The sequence below is a fragment of the Desulfovibrio sp. 1188_IL3213 genome, from assembly GCF_036763145.1.
Lineage (GTDB): Bacteria > Desulfobacterota > Desulfovibrionia > Desulfovibrionales > Desulfovibrionaceae > Desulfovibrio.
In genome coordinates, this window is record NZ_JBAIYR010000501.1 from 1 (window position 1) to 1,509 (window position 1,509).

Annotated in this window: 3 protein-coding genes; all 3 read right to left on the reverse strand. The window is 61.1% G+C overall.

Going from position 1 to position 1,509, the window contains the following annotated elements; all coding sequences use genetic code 11:
* Positions 1 to 119 precede the first annotated feature (119 nt).
* The 3 genes from yidD to rpmH are packed head-to-tail and all read right to left on the reverse strand — an operon-like array spanning position 120 to position 949.
* Positions 120 to 383 carry a membrane protein insertion efficiency factor YidD gene (gene yidD, locus V6C16_RS13025; RefSeq protein WP_333543412.1) on the reverse strand — a complete coding sequence of 88 codons (264 nt, stop codon included), beginning with the start codon at positions 381 to 383 and terminating at the stop codon, positions 120 to 122.
* Positions 380 to 772 (reverse strand): ribonuclease P protein component, encoded by a 393-nt coding sequence (gene rnpA / locus V6C16_RS13030; RefSeq protein WP_333535525.1) that lies wholly within the window; start codon positions 770 to 772, stop codon positions 380 to 382. Before rnpA ends, yidD begins: the two co-directional genes overlap by 4 nt.
* Positions 773 to 814: 42 nt before the next feature.
* Entirely contained in the window at positions 815 to 949 is a 135-nt protein-coding gene (gene rpmH, locus V6C16_RS13035; RefSeq protein ID WP_012625590.1) for a 50S ribosomal protein L34, read from the reverse strand.
* Positions 950 to 1,509: the final 560 nt, after the last annotated feature.

The window sequence follows — 1,509 nt, forward strand, 5'->3', positions numbered from 1 at the left end:
TACCGGGGCAGGCCGGGTGGCCCAGCCCATATACTCGGCCAGATAGCCCCAGCCGACAATGACAATAAGACAAAGAACAATGGCGATGAGAAGATTTTTACCGTCTTGCATGAGGGCGCTCACTCCTGGGACAATGGCGGAACGTCACGGCGACGTCGTGATGGTGGAACAGGGTCATAACCCGAACCGCCCCAAGGGTGACAGCGGGCCAGGCGCTTGAGCGCCAGCCAGCCGCCCCGCAACACGCCGTGGGTCATTACGGCCTCGGCGGCATAGGCGGAACAGGTGGGATAATAACGGCAGGCAGGAGGCAGCACAGGCGAAATGCAACGCTGATAAACGCGTATGGGAAAAACGCAGATCACACGCAACAGGTGGCTCATGGCAAACCATCCAATGCCGAAGAGCCCGGCATCTGCCGGGCCACACTCCGTAACAGGGGCAAAAGCTCAGCAGCCACACGGGCATAGTCCAGCGCGGCTTCTCCGGCATGCTTTTTTGCTACGGTAACGATATCGGCCTCCACGGGCAGCTCCTTTCTGTGCAGACGGTAAAACTCCCGCAACAGTCTTTTGACGCGATTGCGCACCACGGCCTTACCCACCTTACGGGAAACGGCCATGCCGGTACGCGCGCGAAGACCGGGACAAGCCCGCGGCAACACGAAGACAAGGAAATGCTCGGTATGGTAGCGCCTGCCCCGCTCGTAACAGGCTGTAAACTCCACCCGGCGGCGGATGCGCAACTGTCGGGGCAGGAGGTACCGGCGCATGAAAGCTCCCTAATGACGAACGGGGGCAAGTCCCCCGTTCAACTAGGCGCTCAGGCGTTTACGGCCTTTGGCACGACGACGGCGCAACACCGCGCGGCCCCCGGGGGTTGCCATACGGGCGCGAAAGCCGTGAGTACGTGCCCTTCTGATTTTGCTCGGCTGATATGTTCTTTTCATGGCTGACTCCTTAAAATTTCCGGTAGGGCCAAATGCCGGACCGGGGATTTTCGGCACGCAGGGCTTTAGCGGTTATGAGGCCGTCAGCCGCCGTGGCGGCAGGGACGGCAAGGCCCTGGCGTTAAAATATGGAAGAAGCTACATACACGCCCACAGCCCCCCCGTCAAGCGCGGACTGGGCCAATCCTTTCAAGGCCATGCCCGTAACAACCGCCGCTTCCGGCACTTTTTGCGCCTTAACCACCGGAATAAATTTACCGCGTCAGTCCTTTGCATGGCGCAAGGGACTTCAAAAACAATCCTGACAGGCATGCATCAGCCCGGCACAGGCCACTGGAGGGCGGCCAGGAAACGTCAGGGGGCGCTCTGCGGCTGTCATGTCACCGCATATCATCATGACGGCGACAGTTGGCGGGCATTCACGCCCCTGACTTCTCACGGAAGAGGCGCACGGACAGGAGCCTGCCCTGCGGAACCGTTGGACGGCGGCAACAGATCATCTGCGGAAAGCGGAGGAACCGCCGGGGGCGGCAGCATGCCTTGAGAGCCGGCCCCTGCCG

Bases quoted from the DNA above. Each gene is read 5' to 3' on its own strand.
- rpmH (WP_012625590.1), bottom strand. From the start codon at position 949: ATGAAAAGAACATATCAGCCGAGCAAAATCAGAAGGGCACGTACTCAC.
- rnpA (WP_333535525.1), bottom strand. From the start codon at position 772: ATGCGCCGGTACCTCCTGCCCCGACAGTTGCGCATCCGCCGCCGGGTG.
- yidD (WP_333543412.1), bottom strand. From the start codon at position 383: ATGAGCCACCTGTTGCGTGTGATCTGCGTTTTTCCCATACGCGTTTAT.